Origin of the sequence: Pseudomonas sp. BAV 4579, from assembly GCF_009765395.1 — a bacterium.
GTDB classification, from domain to species: Bacteria; Pseudomonadota; Gammaproteobacteria; order Pseudomonadales; family Pseudomonadaceae; genus Chryseomonas; species Chryseomonas aestiva.
In genome coordinates this window covers 18024-35991 of record NZ_WHOV01000022.1, presented here as the reverse complement: position 1 = coordinate 35991, position 17968 = coordinate 18024, and the positions used below count along the sequence as shown (strand labels likewise).

The following is a 17968-nucleotide window of genomic DNA, read 5'->3' as shown; positions in this document are numbered from 1 at the left end:
ACACCCAGCACCCCCGCTCAGATCACTCTGGCGGGGGTGTTGTCTTTGGAGCGGAAGAAAGTCGAACGGGGTTCGGGAATGCCGTTGCTGAAACTGCTGAGTGATGGAAAATTTCATTCCGGCGTCGAGCTTGGTGAGGCCTTGGGCGTCTCCAGAAGTGCCATCTGGAAGCGGCTGAAGACGCTGGAAGATGACCTGGGCGTCGAGGTGTTCAAGGTGCCGGGCCGGGGTTACCGCCTGGAAGAGCCCCTGTCGCTGCTCGATGCCGAGCGGATCGCCCAAGAGGGCGGCTGGCCGGTAGCTGTCCTGGCTTCCATCGACTCCACCAATGCCGAAGCGCAACGCCGTCTGCAGCAGCAATTGCCTCCATTCGCCTTGCTGGCCGAGCATCAGCAGGCTGGCCGCGGCCGTCGTGGGCGCGCCTGGGTCAGTCCCTATGGCAAGAATCTCTATCTCACCGCCGTGGTATCCAGTCAGGGCGGGATCCAGAAGCTGCAGGCCCTGAGCCTGACCATGGGCCTGGCGGTCATCAGGACGCTGCAACAGCTGGGCGTCGAGGATGCCTGCCTGAAGTGGCCCAACGACGTCCTGGTGCGTGGCCGCAAGCTGGCCGGCATCCTCATCGAATTGTCGGGTGATCCGCAGGACGTCTGTCAGGCCATCATTGGCATCGGTATCAACGTCAACATGCGTCTGGCCGACACCATCGATCAGCCCTGGATCTCCATGGCCGAAGCCCTGGGCGCTCTGCAGGACCGCAACCAGGTTGCCAGCCTGCTGCTCCGGGAAATCGATAACCTGTGGCAGATTCACCGCCAGGCCGGGTTCGCCGCCCTGCGCGAGGAGTGGGAGCGTTATCATGGCTGGCAAGGTCGAGCGGTAACCCTGTCTTCGGGGGTTCGCTGTATTCAGGGCACAGTGGCAGGAGTTGCCGAAGATGGGGCTATCCTCATGCATGTAGACGGTCAGACACAGGCCTTCAGCGGTGGCGAATTGAGCCTGAGCCTAGATCATGATTCTTGAACTCGATTGCGGTAACAGTCTGATCAAATGGCGACTGCTCGCCGCCGGCGCCGAAGTGGCCGCTACGGGCATCGTCGACAGCGACGAGGCCCTGGTGGCGGCCTTGTCCCAGCCGGATACACCGCCACTGGCGGTTTGTCGCCTGGTCAGCGTGCGTAGTGATGAAGAGACCCAGCAACTCAAGGAGCTGCTGACCGCCACCTTCGGGATCCCCTGTCACCAGGCCGTGCCGGTCGAGGCCTGGAATGGCGTGCGCAATGGCTATCGTGATCATCAGCGCCTGGGCATGGATCGCTGGCTGGTGATCCTGGCCGCGGTACGGCTGGCCGAGGGCAAGGCCTGCGTGGTCCTGGATCTGGGCACCGCGGTCACGGCCGATCTGGTCGACGCCCAGGGCGAGCATCAGGGAGGGTTCATCTGTCCGGGGATTCCGTTGATGCGTCGGGAACTGCAGACCCATACCCGGCGGATCCGCTACGATCCACATTGGGCCAGTGGTGAACGCTACGAGGCGCCGGGACGCACGACCAGCGAGGCCGTGGAGCGTGGGTGTCTGTACATGCTCAAGGGATTCGTCCGTACCCAGTACGAACTGGCTCAGGAGATGTTCGCCGAAGGTTGCGAGATCTTTCTGACCGGGGGTGACGCGGAACTGGTCAAACATGTCGTTCCGGGCGCGCGAATCGTGCCCGATATGGTGTTTGCTGGATTGGCTTTGGCGTGTCCGCTCGAGAACGAATGATGCGTTGGTTGTTTCTGCTATTGGTGGTACTGAACGTTTTCTACTACATATGGCACCAACAGCAGGTGCCATTGCTGGGTAAGGAAATCGCCCCTCTGGCGCTGTACAAAGGCGAGCGTGAAAACATTCGCCTGTTGAACGAGACGGCATCTGGTGACGCTGCACGGCGTCAGTGACGGCGGTACCCTTCGATGAGGAGCGAAGATGCTGACGCTAGGTAATCTCTGCCTGTTGCTGGGCGCAGTCGGCATTGGCCTGTGGTTCTGGCACGCCCATGGCATTCGCGAACGGGCGCTGTTGCTGGCCGAGCAGGAGTGTCGTCGCCGCAAGGTCATGCTGCTCGATGGTGCCGTGGCCTTTTCCCGCTTTCGCTGGCTGGCCGATGCCAAGGGGCGCAAGCGCCTGGCGCGGTTGTTCGCCTTCGAATTCACCGTGACGGGCGAAGAGCGGCTCGATGCCTCTCTGGCCCTGTTCGGCAAGACCCTGGCCAGGGTCGAGTTCGCGCCTTTCGTGGTAGCCGAGGTCGAGCGCCCGGCGGCGGATTCGGTGGTGGCTTCGGCCCCTGCCTATCAGGCCAAGCCCGAGCATGGCCAGGTGGTCTACCTGGATCAATGGCGGCAGCGCCAGCGTACCGAGACCAGCAGGCGCCAAGAGCCGGAGTGATCTCCGGCGCTATCTCCTAAAGCTTTTCCTTCCGTAGTCCCGACGATCAGCTCCGGCTGGTCCGTTCCGGCTTTTCCGCTTCTTTTCATGTGATTCCTGATGTTCAGCCCTCTCGTTACCTTTCCTGCACTCTATTTCGCTACTCTCCTGATGCTGGCCGGCTCCGGCCTCTTCACCACCTATATCGGTCTGAGACTGACCGGCGAGGGGGCGGGGGACCTGTGGACCGGCGCCCTGATGGCGGCCTACTACTTCGGGCTGGTCTGCGGTGGCAAGTTCGGCCATCGGCTGATCGCCAGCGTCGGCCACATCCGTTCCTATGTGGCCTGCGCCGGTGCGGCCACGGTCACGGTGCTCATTCACGCCCTGATCGATGACCTGAACGTCTGGATCGCGCTGAGATTTGTCATGGGCGTGGTGATGATGAATCAGTACATGGTGATCGAGAGCTGGCTCAACGAGCAGGCGGAGAATCACCAGCGCGGCAAGGTGTTCGCCGGCTACATGGTGGCGGTGGACCTGGGGCTGGTGATCGGCCAGGCGCTACTGGCCTGGCATCCGCAACTCGACTACAAGCCGCTGCTGCTGGTCGCCATCTGCTTCGCCTCCTGCCTGATTCCCCTGGCCATGACCCGCCGGGTGCACCCGGCCAAGCTGGTGGCGGCGCCGCTGGAGATCCGTTTCTTCTGGCAGCGGGTACCCCAGTCGCTGGTCACCATCTTTACCGCGGGCCTGCTGGTGGGCGGCTTCTATGGCCTGGCGCCGGTATTCGCCAGTCGCAGTGGCCTGGATACGGCGCAGTCGAGCTTCTATGTCGGGTTGTGCATCGTCGCGGGCTTCTGTGCCCAGTGGCCGCTGGGCTGGCTGTCGGATCGTCTCGATCGCTGCAAGCTGATCCGCGCCAATGCGGTATTGCTGTGCCTGGCGGCGGTGCCGCTGTGGGGGCTGATCAGCTTGCCCTATCCCTGGCTGCTGGCCGCGGGCTTCGTTTCGGGGATGCTGCTGTTCACCCTCTATCCGCTGGCCACGGCCTTCGCCAACGACCACGTCGAGCCTGAGCGGCGAGTGGAGTTGTCGGCGATGCTGCTGACCACCTATGGCGTCGGTGCCTGCATCGGGCCGCTGCTGGCCGGCGCGGCCATGGAGCATTTCGGCCCCGGCACCTTCTATGTGCTGACCTCGGCCTATGCGCTGATCCTGATCGTCTTCGTGCAGCCCCGGTTCGTCAGTGGCGAGCATCGGCTGGACGCGGCGCCACTGCATCACGTGGCCATGCCGGATTCGGTGAGTCCGATGGCAGCGGCGCTGGATCCGCGCATCGACGAAGTACCGCAGGAGATGGTGGTGGAGGCCCCCGCCAGCATTGGGCCGGGTAGCGAGAAGACCTGCTAGGCGAGCCCGGCGCAAGGCCGGGCAGGAAGGGACAGGTAGGGCTCAGGCCTGACGGGTCTGGCCGGCCTTGATCAGGCGGTCGAGGGTCTGGGCCGAGCCATTTTCGGCCAGGGCGTCATCCTGCAGGCGATGCTGCTGGCGGTCGATCAGCCGACCCATGGGGCGCTGGCTGGATTCCTCGGCCACTGCATCGTCACCGAGACGCTGTTGCTGGTCTTCGATCACCTGACCCAGGGGGCGCAGGCTGGACTCTTCGGCGATCCGGCGTTCCTGCAGCTGGCGTTGCTGCTGCTTGATGACCTCGCCCAGGGTACGCAGGCTGGATTCTTCGGCCAGGGTGCGTTGCTGCAGGCGCTGCTGCTGTTGCTTGATCAACTGGCCCAGTGGGCGTTGGCTGGATTCCTCGGCGATCTGGGTGGCAGCGTTCGGGGTGAAGGCGAAGTCCTGGGCGAAGGTGTTAAGGGCCAGGGCGGTCAGGGCGAAACCGAAGGCGATACGCAGGTTCATGGTGGTGTCCTCTGGGGAAACTGTGCTGGAGTGCGTTCAGTATCCCGAGCAGGAGCGCCCAGAAAAAATAGACTGGCCAGATAGTGACTATCAGCGCCGTCGATGCCTTTCAAAAAGTCCCTAGCTTCCCGTCGATGATTGCCCCTTTTCCGCTTCACTCAGTTGAGCGCCGCCGAACAATTCGCGCAAGGCGGCGGCGTAGTCGCGCGTGCCTATCACCATGCTGTTGGAGTGGGTCCCGCCGGGGATCAGCAGCAGGCGCTTGGGCGGCCGCGCCGCCGCATAGAGCGCTTCGCTGAAGCGGGGAGGCACATAGCGATCGTCGCCACCATGGACGATGAGCACCGGGATATGCATGTCCGGGATCTTGTCCAGGGAATCGAATTTCTCCGACATCAGCCAGCGCAGGGGAAAGCGGGTGTCGACCACCGCCGAGGCGGCATCGGCCAGGGTGGTGAAGGTGGATTCGATGATCAGGCCGGCCGCGGCGGGGTAGTCGCCCGCAGGATCGCCGTCGCGGGCGATGCGCCAGGCCAGGTCCACCGCCACGGCGCCGCCCAGGGAGTGGCCATAGATATATCTCTTGCGGGGATCGGGCTGCAGGCTCTGCAGGTACTTCCAGGCGACGCGGGCGTCCTGGTAGACGCTGCGTTCGGAGGGCACGTCGCCCGGACTTTCGCCAAAGCCACGATAGTCGATGGCCAGCACCGAATAGCCGAGTTGCCGCAGGGTGGCGATGCGCCGGACCTGGGCGGTCAGATTCCAGCGGGTGCCGTGCAGATAGAGCAGGGTAGGGGCGTCCGGACGGCGGGCGGGCCACCACCAGGCGTGCAGGTAGTCGGTGCCGGTCAGGCCGTCGGGGACCGGCAGATTGAGCTGGCGGACGCCTTCCGGTACGCCGGTGAACCAGCTGGCGTTGCCGGGTTCGATGCTGAAGACCCACTGGCGTTCGCGATAGGCCAGTTCCGAGCAGCCATAGGGGACCCCGACCCCTACCAGCAGGGTGACGAAGAGCAGCGGGATCAGGCGACGACGGAGCAGGGTGGCGAGGGACATGGCTTTCTCTGAATACCGGAAGACGCAGGGTAGGGGCATTCGTCGCCTGGCGCGAACCCCCGTTTCGGTTGGACAGTCATCCTAGAGACAGCGACCGCAGTGACCCCAATCCGAGGTGAGCCATGAGTGCGACGGCCAAGAAGAGCGATCCCGAACTCTGGGAAAAGGTGAAGAAAGAGATTACCGAGGGCGACAAGGGCGGCAAGCCCGGTCAGTGGTCGGCGCGCAAGGCGCAACTGGCCTCCCAGGAGTACCAGAAGCGCGGTGGTGGATACCAGGGCGGCAAGGGCAAGGACAATCATCTGCAGCAGTGGACCGACGAGAAGTGGGAAACCCGCTCCGGCAAGAAGTCCGAGGAGACCGGCGAACGCTATCTGCCGGAAAAGGCCCGGGACTCCCTGAGCAAGGAAGAGTACCAGCGCACCACCGCCAAGAAGCGCCGTGACACGCGCCGGGGCCAGCAGCACTCCAAGCAACCCGCCGATGTGGCACGCAAGACGGCCGCGGCGCGCGAGTCGGGCCTGGCCGGCCTGACCAAGGACGAGCTGATGAAGCGGGCGGCGCGCCGCGAGGTGCGGGGGCGGTCGCGCATGAAGAAAGACGAACTGGTCAAGGCGTTGCAAAAGGCAGGTGAAAAATGAGCACCAAGAAGGCTTCCAACGACGACAAGAAGGACGACAAGAAAGAGGTACGCAGCGAGTTCAAGCAGGTGGTCAACATGACCCCGAGTCAGCTGCGCAAATGGCTCAGTGGCGATACCAGCAAGGGCGTGGGCATGACTAAGGGTGGCAAGAAGGTCACGGCGGCCAACGATGGCAAGGCGGTCGGCCATGCCATGGGTGAGCGCATCCTCGAGCTCAAGGGCAAGCGTCAGGCCGAGCTGGAAGACGATGACTACCAGGCCATGCGCAAGGTCATCGGCTATGTGCATCGCCATCTCAAGCAGCGACCGGACGGCGACATCGAAGACTCGCGCTGGCGCAAGTCGCTGATGAACTGGGGTCACGACCCCCTGCGCGACAAGCGCAGCGCCTGATCCCGACGAACCGCAGCCCAGGCTGCGGTTTTTCTTTGGCCGAGAGTGACTGGCCGAATTTGTGGGCAACTGTGACGCCGCAGCGCGGACACAAAGGAGTAGGGTAGCCGCCTATCTATCTGAACGCGTTCAAGGAGTTGTCGATGGCACCCCGGGATCTGTTGCTGGCACTGGTCGTCATCCTGGCCTGGGGGGTGAACTTCGTGGTCATCAAGGTAGGCCTGCATGGCGTGCCGCCCATGCTGCTGGGCGCCCTGAGATTCTGCCTGGCGGCCTTTCCGGCCATCCTCTTCGTGCGCCGCCCCCAGGTCTCCTGGCGACTGCTGCTGGCCTACGGCCTGACCATTTCCCTGGGCCAGTTCGCCTTTCTGTTCTCGGCCATGTACGTGGGTATGCCGGCGGGCCTGGCCTCGCTGGTCTTGCAGGCCCAGGCCTTCTTTACCCTGGCCTTCGCCGCGACCTTCCTCGGGGAGAAGGTACGCCGGGCGAGTCTGGTCGGGCTGCTGGTGGCGGCGCTGGGCCTGCTGCTGATCGGCACCGAACATGGCGTCAGCATGACCCTGGCCGGGTTCCTGCTGACCCTGGCGGCGGCGGCCATGTGGGGGCTGGGCAACATCGTCACCAAGAAGATCGGCAAGGTGGACATGCTCGGCCTGGTGGTCTGGGGCAGCCTGATTCCGCCCATTCCCTTCTTCATCCTGTCGCTGCTGCTGGAAGGCCCGCAACAGATCACCACGGCGCTGACGTCGCTGTCGGGTGGGTCGGTCTTTGCCATCGTCTACCTGGCCTTTATCGCCACCCTGGTCGGCTACGGCATCTGGAGCCGGCTGCTGTCGCGTTATCCGGCCGGCCAGGTAGCGCCCTTTTCGCTGCTGGTGCCGGTGGTGGGGCTGACCTCGGCCGCCGTCTTGCTGGGTGAGCAGATGACCGTTCAGCAGGAAGTGGGCGGCGTGGCAGTCATGCTCGGGCTGTTGATCAATGTCTTTGGCGGCCGCTGGCTGGATGCCCGGAGCAAGGCGTCGTCCAGTGCATGATATTGCACGATCGTAAATGATTGTGCATGATGTGCTGGTCCTCCTGGAGTATCAGCATGAATGCAGCAGCCGTCCACCTTCCCGAAGAACGCCAGGCCGCGATCCTGGCCCTGTTGCGCGAACAGGGGCGGGTCCTGTCGGCTGAACTGGCCGCGACCTGGGGTATTTCCGAAGACAGCGTGCGCCGCGACCTGCGCGAACTGGCCCGCCAGGGCCTGTGCCGTCGGGTGTACGGCGGGGCGCTCTCGCTGCTGACGCCGCCGGAGGCACTGCCGGCGCGTATCGGTCGGGACGAGGCGGCCAAGCAGACACTGGGGCAGGCCGCGGCCAGGCTGGCGCAGCGGGGGCAATTGCTGCTGCTGGACGCCGGCTCGACCAACCTGGCCATCGCCCAGGCGCTGCCCACGGATCTCGACCTGACCGTGGCCACCAATGCCCCGGTGATCGCCGCGGCGCTGCTGCAGCGCCCGGGGATCCGGGTGCTGATGATCGGCGGCCTGGCCGCGCCGGAGTCGGGTGCCTGCCTGGGCGCCCGGGCGCTGCGTGATCTGCGGGGCGTGCGCGCCGACCTGGCCTTCCTCGGGACCTGCGCCCTGGCGGTGGAGACCGGCGTGACCGGCTTCGACCTGGAAGAAGCCGAATTCAAGGTGGCCGTGGCCGAGCAGAGCAGCCAGGTCGCCGTCGCGGTGACCGCCGAGAAGCTCGACAGCGTGGCCTTCTATCACGTGCTCCGGCTCGATCAGCTGAACCATCTGGTGCTGGAACCGGGGCTGAGCGAGGAGCGCCTGCAGCCCTATCGTGACGCCGGGCTGCAGCTGCATTCGCTCGATCGCTAGACTCGCGCCCAAGGATCGCCATGACCTCTGCCGTATTGCGTCGCCAACGTCGCGCCACCTTTACCGTCTTTCTCGCCAATGGCTGCGGGATCGGCGGCTGGGCGGCGGCCATTCCCGAACTCAAGCGCGATCTGCTGCTGGGCGACGGCCAGCTGAGTCTGGTGCTGCTGGCGGTCGCCCTGGGCGCCCTGCTGACCATGCCCTTCGCCGGGGTGCTGGTGCCGCGCCTGGGCGGGACCGGACGCCTCACCCGCCTGAGCATCCTGGCCTTCGTGCTGGTGCTGAGCTGGCCCGGGGTGGCGCCATCCCTGGGCTGGCTGCTGCCTTGCGCGCTGCTGCTCGGCGCCTGCAACGGGCTGATCGACGTGGCCATGAACGCCCATGCCAGCGATGTCGAAAGCCGCTGGAAAGGCCCGCTGATGTCGTCCTTCCACGCCGCCTTCAGCCTGGGCGGATTTCTCGGCGCCGGCCTGGGGGCGCTGGTGCTGCACCTGGGCGCCTCGGCGCTGGCGGTGCTGCTCACTGCTGCCCTGGTGGCGCTGCTGCTGGCGCTGCCCGCCGCCCTGGCCCTGGACGAGGGCGATCGCAGTCCGGTGAGTCACGCCCTGCGGCTGCCGGATCGGCGGGTCCTGGCACTGGGACTGATCGCCCTGGGCTGCCTGATGCTGGAGGGCGCCATGACCGACTGGAGCGCCGTCTACCTGGGCCAGGTGGGCGGGGCGAGTCCGGTGGTGGCGACCCTGGGCTATGCGGCCTTTTCGCTGACCATGCTGGTGGGACGGCTGTTCGGCGACGGTATCCGCGGCCGCTTCGGTGGTCCCCAGGTGATCGTTGGCGGGGCCCTGCTGGCGACCCTGGGACTGGCGCTGGCGGTCCTTCTGCCGACGCCCTGGACCGCGATCCTCGGCTTCGCGCTGGTCGGCCTGGGGCTGTCCAATGTGGTGCCGGCGGCTTTCAGCGCCGCCGGCCAGGTGGCCGAGACGCCGGCTGCGGGTATCGCCATGACCGCCACGGCCGGCTATCTCGGTTTCCTGCTCGGTCCACCGCTGATCGGCGCCGTGGCGGGGCAGGTAGGCCTGCGCGGCAGTCTGCTGCTGTTGACCCTGATCGGGGTGGCGGTGGCGCTGCTCGCCCTGCGCCAACGTACGCCATGATGGCTGTCCAGGGAACCCCGCTGCGCTGAGCAGACCCAAGAGGGAACGGAAATCCAAGGAGGCGGCCATGACGCGCCCACGCAAGATCCTCGCCTGGCTGCTGGGAATCATCCTGCTGCTGTTCGTCCTGCTGGTGGTGGTACTGGCCACCTTCGACTGGAATCGGCTCAAGCCGACCATCAACGAGCAGGTTTCGAGCGCCTTGCACCGACCCTTCGCCATCGAGGGTAACCTGGGGGTGGTCTGGCACCGCGAGCCGGATCAGGGCGGTTGGCGCGCCTGGATTCCCTGCCCGCACATCGCCGCCGAAGACCTGACCCTGGGCAACCCGGATTGGGCCAAGGAAAAGACTTTCGTCCACCTCGACCGGGTGCAGTTGCGGATCTCGCCGCTGGCCCTGCTGGCCAAGCAGGTCTATATCCCGCGCATCGACCTCAGCGGGCCGGTGGTCAATGCCCAGCGACTCGCCGATGGCCGCAACAGCTGGACCTTCGCGACCGCCGAGAAGGACCCCAAGGCCGAGCCTTCGGCCTGGACCGTCGACATCGGCACCATCGGCTTCGATGCCGGCCGGGTCGGCTTCGACGATGCCCAGACCGCTACCCGGCTGCGCGCGCGGATCACCTCCCTGGACGCGCCCATCGCCTATGCCGATCTGGTGGGCAAGCAGGGCACTTCGCGCCAGCGCTCCAACGTCAGGCAGACCCAGCCCTTCCAGTTCGCCCTGGCGGTGGACGGCAGCTACAAGCAGGTGCCGGTGAGTGGCCGTGGCCAGATCGGTGGCCTGCTGGCGCTGCAGGACGCCGATGTGCCTTTCCCCATCCAGCTCGATGCCCGGGCGGGCGAAACCCGGGTCCAGGTCTTTGGCACCCTGACCGATCCGCGGCGCCTGGGCGCCCTGGATCTGCACCTGGTGCTGGAAGGCAAGAGCCTGGCGCAGCTCTATCCGCTGACCGGGGTCACCCTGCCGGAGACGGCACCCTATGCCACCGACGGCCACCTCACGGTCAAGCTCAACGATCCGGCGGGCGCCCGTTTCAGCTATGAAGACTTCAATGGCCGGGTCGGCAAGAGTGATCTGCATGGCGAGGTGCTGTTCACCGGCGGCAAGCCGCGGCCCAAGCTCAGTGGCACCCTGCGCTCCGATCAGTTGCTGTTTGAGGACCTGGCCCCGCTGATCGGCGCCGATACCAAGGAGCAGCAGGCGGCCAAGGGCGAGACCAGCCAGCAGCCGGCGGACAAGGCGCTGCCGGTATCCGAATTCCGCACCGAGCGCTGGCGCGCCATGGATGCCGACGTGCGCTTCACCGGCAAGCGCATCGTGCAGAACGCGCAGCTGCCGATCACCGATCTGAATACCCATGTGCGCCTGACCGACGGGGTGCTGCTGCTTGATCCCCTGCGCTTTGGCGTGGCCGGAGGCGATCTGAACACCACGGTGCGCCTGGAAGGCGACAAGACGCCGCTGCAGGGGCGGGTCGATCTGCACGTGCGGCGGGTCAAACTGAATCAGCTGTTCCCCACCGTGGCGACCATGAAGCGCAGCATGGGTGAGCTCAATGGTGATGCCACCCTGAGTGGCACCGGCAATTCGGTGGCGGCGCTGCTCGGCACCAGCAACGGCGAACTCAAGCTGCTGATGAACGACGGTCGTATCAGCCGCAGCCTGATGGAGCTGGCCGGACTCAATGTCGGCAACTACCTGGTCGATCGGCTGTTTGGCGATGACGAGGTGGAGATCAATTGCGCGGTCGCCGACCTCGACTTCAAGAAGGGCCTGGTGCAGCCCCAGGTCTTCGTGCTCGACACCGAGAACGCCCTGATCAACATCACCGGCACCATCAACCTGGCGAGCGAGCGCCTGGATCTCACCGTTGATCCCCACAGCAAGGGCCTGCGCATCTTCTCGCTGCGCTCGCCGCTCTATGTGCGCGGCACCCTGAAGAGTCCCTCGCCGGGGGTCAAGGCATTGCCCTTGGCGGCCCGCGGCGCGGCGGCGGCCCTGCTCGCCACCTTCGCAGCGCCGGCCGCCGGTCTGCTGGCGCTGGTGGCGCCCAGCAACGAGCAGGGCGCCCAGTGCAGCGCCCTGTTGCAGCAGATGCGCTCAGGGCGTTGAACTCTCGCGCCAGAGCCGGTTCGCGATACTTGACAGACGACCGTTCGGCGGCGTCTGACGGGCGGAAAAGAACCGCCTCGGTTGCCCAGGCTCTATAGAAATAACCCGAGTCGGGCAGCCTTTTCGCGGAGACCTCTCATGCGTGACGACACCGATAGCCATTACGAAATCCACTACAAACTGCTGGGCGAAAGTTACACCGACCGTATCAGCAACCTGGACGTGCCCATCACCGACGTGGTCCGCGAACTGGCCTGCCGGCACCTGGATGCGATCAACGACGAGCGCTTTCACCTGGCTGATATCGAGTCCGGTCAGGCGCTGGTGGCGTTGCACGATGTCTCCATCCATCGCGTTGCACCGGAAGCCCCATGAAGCGCTTGCTGAGCGGTGGACTGCTGACCATGACCCTGCTGGGGCTGACGGCCTGCTCCACCGAGACGGTGGTGACCCTGCAGGACGGTACCCAGTACATCACCGAGGACAGGCCCAACACCAAGACGGCTGACGGCTTCTATGAATTCACCGATGTGGCGGGTCGTCAGGTGCGGGTGAAGGCAGCCGATGTGGCCACCATCAAGGCGGAAGACTAGCCAGGAGACTGCCATGCACCGCGGCGACAAGTCCACGTACAGCGACAAGCAGGAACGCAAGGCCGAGCACATCGAGGAGAGATACGAGAAAAAAGGCGTCTCCAAGGATGAAGCCGAGGCGCGGGCCTGGGCGACGGTGAACAAGCAGTCCGGTGGTGGCGAAAAGAGTGGCTCCGGCAAGTCCAAGAGCGGTACCGCCAAGCGCGCGGATCGCAAGGATTCCGCCCGGCGTGCGGTGGCGACCAGGCAGGGCCAGTCGCCCAACAGCGGGCGGGCCGCGGCGCGGCGTTCGCCTGGCGGCAGCACCTCGCTAAGCGACATGACTCGCGATGAGCTGGTCAGGAAGGCGGCCGAGCAGAACGTTCGCGGTCGTTCGCGAATGAAGAAAGACGAGTTGATTCGTGCCCTGAGTTGAAGCTTTGGAGATACGAAAAAGCCGGACCCTGTCCGGCTTTTTTTATGCCTGGCGTCCTAGCTGGGCAGCAGACGGCAGGTGAGGCTCTTGATGTAGCGGGTCTCCGGGATGGCCGGGTGCACCGGGTGATCCGGGCCCTGGGCACCGCGTTCGAGGATCTGCAGGTTGCGATCCAGATGGCGGGCGCTGCCGAGCAGGATGTTCTGCAGGTCGTCTTCGGGCAGGTGCATGGAGCAGGAGGCGCTGACCAGGATGCCGTCCTTGTTCAGCAGGCGCATGGCCTGTTCGTTGAGGCGACGGTAGGCGGCCTCGCCGTTCTTCAGGTCCTTGCGCTTCTTGATGAAGGCCGGCGGGTCGGCCACGATGACGTCGAATTTCTCTTCACCGGCCTTGAGTTCCTTGAGCGCCTCGAAGACATCGCCCTCGACGCACACCAGCTTTTCCGCCAGGCCATTGAGGGTGGCATTGCGCTCCACGCCGTCGAGGGCGAAGCCCGAGGCGTCCACGCACATGACCTCGCTGGCGCCGAAGGCCGCGGCCTGCACGCCCCAGCCGCCGATATAGCTGAACAGGTCGAGCACCCGCTTGCCTTCGACATAGGGCGCCAGGCGCGCACGGTTCAGGCGGTGGTCATAGAACCAGCCGGTCTTCTGGCCTTCGCGGACCGGCGCCTCGAAGCGCACGCCGTTCTCTTCCAGCGCTACCCAGTCCGGTACCTCGCCGTAGGCCACTTCCACGTAGCTGGAAAGACCCTCGGCCGTGCGGGCGCTGCCATCGTTCTTCCACAGCACGCCCTGGGGCTTGAACACCTGCAGCAGGGCGGCGAGGATGGCGTCGCGCTGGCGCTCCATGGTCGCGGAAGCGATCTGCACCACCAGGATGTCGTTGAAGCGATCCACCACCAGGCCGGGCAGGAAGTCCGAATCGCCGTAGACCAGGCGATAGCAGTGGCTGCCGAACAGCCGCTCGCGCAGGCTCAGGGCGACCTTGAAACGGTGCACCAGCAGCGACTTGTCCAGCAGGTAGCCGGTGTCGCGGGAGAACAGCCGGGCGCAGATCAGGTTGTTGGGCGACAGCGCCACCAGGCCCAGCGGCTTGCCGCTGGTGGTTTCCAGGATGGCCTGGTCGCCCGGTTCGAAGGCGGTGAGCGGGGTGGCTACGACGTCCACCTCGTTGCTGTACACCCAGAGGTGCCCGGCGCGCAGACGGCGGTCGGCATTGGCTTTGAGGCGCAGGCGAGGCAGGGTCATGAAGGTCTCCGGCGAAGGGGGCAAAAGCGCGGAATTATAGCGCAAAGCCACCCGCCTGGGCCGGCCGTCAGTCCCGCTGGCTGACCTCGATGTCGCTCAGCCCGGCTTCCTGGGCGCGCCGGGCGATGCTCGGCTGGGCATGGTGTTCCCAAGGCGCGTCGACCACCACCTGGGGTTCCTCGACGTGCTTGATCAGCAATTGCAGCACGGCTTCCTCTTCGGTGACCGGCTCGAAGCTCTCAAGCTCGTGGGTGAGGGGCTCACCATTGAGGCGATAGCGGATCTGGTAGCGGTGCAGGGTCTGCATGGGGGTACCTCGGCAGCAGGGGATAAGCGATGGACCCCACCAGGCGACAGCGGTTGCGTCAGCCCCCCAGGCTATCGAGGATCGGGCACTCCGGACTGGCGTCGCCATGGCAGCAGGAGACGAGTTCGCCCAAGGTCCCGCGCAGGCGGGTCAGCTCGGCGATCTTCAGATCCAGCTCGGCGATGTGCCGCTTGGCCAGCGCCTTGACGTCGGCACTGGCGCGCTGCCGGTCCTGCCAGAGACTGAGCAGCTGGCGGATCTCCTCCAGGCTGAAGCCCAGCTCCCGCGAGCGGCGGACGAAGGCCAGCACCCGCAGGTCCTCCGCGCCATACTGGCGATAGCCGCTGTCGGTACGCCCGGCGGGCGCCAGCAGGCCGATGCGCTCGTAGTAGCGCAGCATCTTGGCGGTGAGCCCGCTGGCCTTGGCGGCCTGACCGATATTCATGACAGGGAGTCTCCGGACGGGCGCCAGCGGCCGAGCAGCAGGGCATTGGCCAGGACACTGACGCTGGAAAAGGCCATGGCGGCGCCGGCATGGACCGGATCGAGCAGACCCAGGGCGGCCAGCGGCAGGCCGATGACATTGTAGACGAAGGCCCAGAACAGATTCTGGCGGATCTTGCGCTGGGTGCGCCGGGCGATGTCCAGTGCCGCCACCACCTGGCGCGGATCCTCCTGCAGCAGGGTGATGCCGGCCGCGTGGCGCGCGGCGGCGGTGCCCGAACCCATGGCGATGCCCAGTTCGGCGGCGGCCAGGGCCGGGGCGTCGTTGAGGCCGTCGCCGACCATGGCGACGCCGCCCCGGGTCGCCTGCAGCCGGGCCACCACGGCGGCCTTGTCGGCAGGCAACACCTCGGCCTCCCATTGCTCGATGCCCAGGGCAGTAGCCACCTGGCGGGCGCTGCCGCGGTTGTCGCCGGTCAGCAGCCAGCTGTCGATGCCGTCGCGGCGCAACCGGGCGATGGCCTCGGCAGCACCCGGACGGATCTCGTCGCCAAAGGCCAGCAGCCCCAGCACCCGCGGCTGGGCACCGGTCTCCAGCAGCCAGGACAGCGTGAGGCCCTGGTCCTCCCAGGCGCGGGCGGCGTCGGCCAGGGGGCCGGCGTCCAGCTGTTGTTCGGCCAGGAGCCGCGCATTGCCCAGCAGCAGGGAGCGCGCCTGCCAGCTGCCCTGGAGGCCACGGCCGGGCAGGGCGCGCACGTCCCGGGCGGGTGGGGTGTCCAGGCCGCGGTCGCGACAGGCCAGCAGGACCGCCGCGGCCAGGGGATGCTCGCTGCCGCGTTGCAGACTGCCGGCCAGGCTCAGCAATCCGGCTTCCTCGATGCCGGGTGCCGTGGCCAGCTGGCGCAGGCGCAACTGGCCGGCGGTCAGGGTGCCGGTCTTGTCGAAGACCACGCGGGTGATGCCCTGGGCGCGCTCCAGGGTCTCGGCGTCCTTGATCAGGATGCCGTGGCGCGCCGCCACCCCGGTGCCGGCCATGAGGGCGGCGGGGGTGGCCAGCCCGAGGGCGCAGGGGCAGGCGATGACCAGTACCGCCACGGCGGCGAGCAGGCTGGGCTCCAGGGCGTGGCCGCTCAGCAGCCAGCCGAGCAGGGTGACCAGGGCCAGGGCCACCACCACCGGGACGAACACCCGGCTGATGCGATCCACCAGCTGCTGGATGGGCGCCTTGGTGGCCTGGGCGTCTTCCACCAGGCGGATGATGCCGGCCAGCACCGTCTCGCCACCCAGGGCGGTGACCTCGATCTGCAGATTGCCCTCGCCGTTGATGGCGCCCCCCACCACCTCGTCGCCGGGACCTTTAGCGACCGGCCGGCTTTCGCCGGTGAGCAGGGCTTCGTCCACCTGGCTTTCGCCCTGTAGGATGCGGCCGTCGGCGGGGATACGCTCGCCCGGCCGCAGCTGCAGGCGATCGCCCAGGCGCAGGCGATTCAGGGCGACTTCTTCTTCCTCGCCGTTCGCATCGAGGCGCCGGGCGCTTTCCGGGCGCAGGGCTTCCAGGGCGCGCAGCGCCGCGCCCGTGCGGCGCTTGGCGCGGGTTTCCAGGTATTTGCCCAGGCGCACCAGGGCGATGACCATGGCCGCCGTCTCGAAATAGAGGTGCGGGCTGTCCTTGACCAGCCAGAGATAGAGACTCAGGCCAAAGGCGGCGCTGGTGCCCAGGGCGACCAGCACATCCATGTTGCCGCTGCGCGCGCGCAAGGCATGCCAGGCACCGCGATAGAAGCGCGCGCCGACCAGGAATTGCACCGGCGTCGCCAGCAGGAATTGCAGCCAGGCGGGCGGCATCAGGTGCCAGCCGAAGGGCGCCAGCAGCATGGGCAGGATCAGCGGCGCGGCCAGCAGCAGCGCCAGGGCCAGCTCCAGACCCTCCCAGGGTACGCCCTGACGGGCCGGGGTTGAGCGCTCGTCTTCGGCGCGGCGATCCTCGGCGCGGTAGCCGGCGGCTTCCACCGCGGCGATCAGGGCTGGCGTCTCGACCGCGGCCAGGGTTGTCACCCGGGCTCTTTCGCTGGCCAGGTTGACTTCGGCGGCCAGCACCCCGGGCACGGCACGCAGGACCTTTTCGATCCGCCCGGCGCAGTTGGCGCAGCTCATGCCGGACAGCGCCAGGTCATGCTCGACCTCGGCCACCCGGTAGCCAGCCGCGCCGACCGCCTCGGCCAGCGCCGGTGCGGCGTCGATTGGCGCGCTGACGCGGGCCTTTTCGCTGGCCAGGTTGACGCCGGCCGCGCTGACCGCCGGGACCTTCTGCAGGGCGCGTTCGACCCGACCGGCGCAGGCCGCGCAGGTCATGCCACTGATGGAGAGTTCGAATTCGTGCATGGGCACCTCCTGAACACAGTGTTGACCCTGACCTCGGGTCAAGGTCAACACTGGAACCCGGACCTGGCGCTGACGTCAGGAGCAAGAGGTCAAAACCGACAGGAGCAGACCATGCATGTCATCAAGGTGATCGGAATGAGTTGCGCCCACTGCGTGAGCGCCATCGAATCCGCGGTACTCAAGGTGGACAGTCGCGCCCGGGTGGAGGTGGACCTGCAGGCGGGCGAGGTGCGCATCGACAGCGCCGAGGTGAATGCGCCCTTCCGCCAGGCCATCGAACAGGCGGGCTATACCGTCGCCGACTGAGTCCAGTCGCGCACGATGGCACGGAAGAAGGTGGTGAACACCTGATCGGCGGCCAGCAGCGGGGCGAAGGTCTGCTCGTCGCGCAGCAGATCGGAGAGGGTGCCGAGAAACAGGCTGTGCAGCATCCGGCTGGCCAACTGCGGCGTCACGCCCGGCTGCAGGCGGGCGGCCTGGGCGGTGAAGAGGGCATCGGTGATGCGGATGAACTGCCGCAGGAACTGCAGATCGCGTTCTTCGGCCTCGCGCAGCTCTTCGGTGAATTCGCAGCGGTGCAGCATGATCGTCATCACCCGCTGCTCCCGGCCGGGCTGGGTGAATTTCGCCATGCCTTCGATGCACAGCTTGAACAGCCGCTGCAGGCTGTCTTCCTCGCCGTCGACGCGCAGGCGCTCGGTCAGTTCGTCGGCCGGGATCCTTATCTGGCTAAGCATTTCGTGGAACAGGTGGGCCTTGTTCTGGAAATGCCAGTACACTGCACCCCGGGTGACGCCGCATTCGCGGGCGATCATTTCCAGGCTGGTACGCGCCACGCCATTGGTCAGGAACAGGGCTTCCGCCGCATCGAGAATGGCTTGGCGGGTCTGTTCGGCTTCTTCTTTCGTACGACGCATGGGCGATCTGACTGGCAGTGGGTCTGCCACCCAGTCTAGCGCGCCTCGCCGCTTTTACAAACATGATTGTATGTAACTGCGTGACACTTCCGCTTCCTTCG

At 66.4% G+C, this 17968-nt stretch carries 22 protein-coding genes; 15 read left to right on the top strand and 7 right to left on the bottom strand.

Translation table 11 applies throughout. The annotated features are described in order from the left end of the window. Positions 1-78: 78 nt before the first annotated feature. The 5 genes from birA to GSQ95_RS07090 all read left to right on the top strand — a co-directional run bounded on the left by birA (position 79) and on the right by GSQ95_RS07090 (position 3820). Positions 79-1023 (top strand): bifunctional biotin--[acetyl-CoA-carboxylase] ligase/biotin operon repressor BirA, encoded by a 945-nt coding sequence (gene birA / locus GSQ95_RS07110; RefSeq protein ID WP_158896389.1) that lies wholly within the window; start codon positions 79-81, stop codon positions 1021-1023. Continuing rightward, positions 1013-1765 carry a type III pantothenate kinase gene (locus GSQ95_RS07105; RefSeq protein ID WP_158896390.1) on the top strand — a complete coding sequence of 251 codons (753 nt, stop codon included), beginning with the start codon at positions 1013-1015 and terminating at the stop codon, positions 1763-1765. Before birA ends, GSQ95_RS07105 begins: the two co-directional genes overlap by 11 nt. After that, complete coding sequence (locus GSQ95_RS07100) at positions 1762-1941, top strand: hypothetical protein (RefSeq protein WP_037006863.1); 180 nt, start codon at positions 1762-1764, stop codon at positions 1939-1941. Before GSQ95_RS07105 ends, GSQ95_RS07100 begins: the two co-directional genes overlap by 4 nt. Positions 1942-1969: 28 nt before the next feature. Beyond that, complete coding sequence (locus GSQ95_RS07095) at positions 1970-2428, top strand: DUF3301 domain-containing protein (protein WP_158896391.1); 459 nt, start codon at positions 1970-1972, stop codon at positions 2426-2428. A gap of 99 nt (positions 2429-2527) precedes the next feature. Beyond that, entirely contained in the window at positions 2528-3820 is a 1293-nt protein-coding gene (locus tag GSQ95_RS07090; RefSeq protein WP_158896392.1) for an MFS transporter, read from the top strand. 42 nt (positions 3821-3862) lie between these two features. Here GSQ95_RS07090 and GSQ95_RS07085 read toward each other — a convergent pair whose 3' ends face one another. Both GSQ95_RS07085 and GSQ95_RS07080 read right to left on the bottom strand, forming a co-directional pair. After that, positions 3863-4327 (bottom strand): hypothetical protein, encoded by a 465-nt coding sequence (locus tag GSQ95_RS07085; RefSeq protein ID WP_158896393.1) that lies wholly within the window; start codon positions 4325-4327, stop codon positions 3863-3865. Between the two features lie 120 nt (positions 4328-4447). Further along, positions 4448-5383, bottom strand: a complete 936-nt coding sequence (locus tag GSQ95_RS07080; protein ID WP_158896394.1) for an alpha/beta hydrolase — start codon at positions 5381-5383, stop codon at positions 4448-4450. Positions 5384-5505: 122 nt separating this feature from the next. On the opposite strand from GSQ95_RS07080, the gene GSQ95_RS07075 reads away from it, so the two are divergent. The 9 genes from GSQ95_RS07075 (at position 5506) to GSQ95_RS07035 (ending at position 12567) form a co-directional block, all read left to right on the top strand. After that, positions 5506-6024, top strand: a complete 519-nt coding sequence (locus tag GSQ95_RS07075; RefSeq protein ID WP_158896395.1) for a hypothetical protein — start codon at positions 5506-5508, stop codon at positions 6022-6024. Beyond that, positions 6021-6419, top strand: a complete 399-nt coding sequence (locus GSQ95_RS07070) for a DUF3140 domain-containing protein (protein WP_158896396.1) — start codon at positions 6021-6023, stop codon at positions 6417-6419. Before GSQ95_RS07075 ends, GSQ95_RS07070 begins: the two co-directional genes overlap by 4 nt. A 143-nt stretch (positions 6420-6562) precedes the next feature. Continuing rightward, positions 6563-7453: an EamA family transporter gene (locus tag GSQ95_RS07065; RefSeq protein WP_158896397.1), complete on the top strand. Its 891-nt coding sequence runs from the start codon at positions 6563-6565 to the stop codon at positions 7451-7453. A 56-nt stretch (positions 7454-7509) separates the two neighbouring features. After that, positions 7510-8289, top strand: a complete 780-nt coding sequence (locus GSQ95_RS07060; RefSeq protein WP_158896398.1) for a DeoR/GlpR family DNA-binding transcription regulator — start codon at positions 7510-7512, stop codon at positions 8287-8289. 20 nt (positions 8290-8309) lie between these two features. Further along, complete coding sequence (locus GSQ95_RS07055) at positions 8310-9443, top strand: MFS transporter (protein ID WP_158896399.1); 1134 nt, start codon at positions 8310-8312, stop codon at positions 9441-9443. A gap of 67 nt (positions 9444-9510) precedes the next feature. Continuing rightward, a complete protein-coding gene (locus GSQ95_RS07050; protein WP_158896400.1) occupies positions 9511-11559 on the top strand; it encodes an AsmA family protein in 2049 nt (682 codons plus the stop codon). Between the two features lie 138 nt (positions 11560-11697). Then, positions 11698-11934: a hypothetical protein gene (locus GSQ95_RS07045; RefSeq protein ID WP_133862860.1), complete on the top strand. Its 237-nt coding sequence runs from the start codon at positions 11698-11700 to the stop codon at positions 11932-11934. Next, positions 11931-12152 carry a YgdI/YgdR family lipoprotein gene (locus GSQ95_RS07040; protein ID WP_158896401.1) on the top strand — a complete coding sequence of 74 codons (222 nt, stop codon included), beginning with the start codon at positions 11931-11933 and terminating at the stop codon, positions 12150-12152. The genes GSQ95_RS07045 and GSQ95_RS07040 overlap by 4 nt, the downstream gene beginning before the upstream one ends. Before the next feature lie 13 nt (positions 12153-12165). Continuing rightward, on the top strand, positions 12166-12567 hold the full coding sequence (locus tag GSQ95_RS07035; RefSeq protein ID WP_158896402.1) for a Rho termination factor N-terminal domain-containing protein: 402 nt from the start codon (positions 12166-12168) through the stop codon (positions 12565-12567). Between the two features lie 56 nt (positions 12568-12623). Here GSQ95_RS07035 and GSQ95_RS07030 read toward each other — a convergent pair whose 3' ends face one another. The 4 genes from GSQ95_RS07030 to GSQ95_RS07015 all read right to left on the bottom strand — a co-directional run bounded on the left by GSQ95_RS07030 (position 12624) and on the right by GSQ95_RS07015 (position 16950). Then, a complete protein-coding gene (locus GSQ95_RS07030) occupies positions 12624-13817 on the bottom strand; it encodes a class I SAM-dependent rRNA methyltransferase (RefSeq protein ID WP_058765514.1) in 1194 nt (397 codons plus the stop codon). A 67-nt stretch (positions 13818-13884) separates the two neighbouring features. Beyond that, positions 13885-14124: a hypothetical protein gene (locus GSQ95_RS07025; RefSeq protein WP_158896403.1), complete on the bottom strand. Its 240-nt coding sequence runs from the start codon at positions 14122-14124 to the stop codon at positions 13885-13887. Between the two features lie 58 nt (positions 14125-14182). After that, positions 14183-14569, bottom strand: a complete 387-nt coding sequence (gene cueR, locus GSQ95_RS07020) for a Cu(I)-responsive transcriptional regulator (RefSeq protein WP_133862865.1) — start codon at positions 14567-14569, stop codon at positions 14183-14185. After that, positions 14566-16950, bottom strand: a complete 2385-nt coding sequence (locus GSQ95_RS07015) for a heavy metal translocating P-type ATPase (protein ID WP_158896404.1) — start codon at positions 16948-16950, stop codon at positions 14566-14568. The genes cueR and GSQ95_RS07015 overlap by 4 nt, the downstream gene beginning before the upstream one ends. A gap of 111 nt (positions 16951-17061) precedes the next feature. On the opposite strand from GSQ95_RS07015, the gene GSQ95_RS07010 reads away from it, so the two are divergent. Then, entirely contained in the window at positions 17062-17256 is a 195-nt protein-coding gene (locus GSQ95_RS07010; RefSeq protein ID WP_158896405.1) for a cation transporter, read from the top strand. Here GSQ95_RS07010 and GSQ95_RS07005 read toward each other — a convergent pair. Beyond that, a complete protein-coding gene (locus GSQ95_RS07005) occupies positions 17238-17867 on the bottom strand; it encodes a TetR family transcriptional regulator (protein WP_158896406.1) in 630 nt (209 codons plus the stop codon). The genes GSQ95_RS07010 and GSQ95_RS07005 overlap by 19 nt on opposite strands. Between the last annotated feature and the right edge of the window lie 101 nt (positions 17868-17968).